At 30.8% G+C, this 292-nt stretch carries 1 protein-coding gene; it reads left to right on the top strand.

Annotated features, from left to right (window positions below; translation table 11 throughout):
* Window positions 1–292, top strand: a 292-nt coding sequence (locus QP413_RS09995; protein ID WP_284781610.1) for a hypothetical protein, incomplete at both ends; no start/stop codon positions are given.

Below are 292 nucleotides of genomic sequence, written 5' to 3'. Positions count from 1 at the left end.
GCATTATATTTATCAGGCGATTGTAACGAGTCCACCAAAATTTACAGGAACAAGAAAAAGCGGGGTTTTAATTCCTTTTGAATTTACTGTAAGTATCCGACCTTTTAAGAAAAATCGTATTGGCCAATATTGGATAAGTAATCCTAATCAGTTAATCAATACAGAAAAATATCCTTCAGAACCCATTATTCAGATTTTGGGGTCTGGGGATATTTCTTTTTTTATCAATAATCAATCATATTCATTAAAAGCAATTAACGGTGACATCATTATAGATTCAGAAAAACAAGAA

The organism is Corynebacterium sp. UMB4614 (assembly GCF_030217065.1).
Lineage (GTDB): Bacteria > Actinomycetota > Actinomycetes > Mycobacteriales > Mycobacteriaceae > Corynebacterium.
This window is presented reverse-complemented; position numbering and strand designations above follow the sequence as displayed.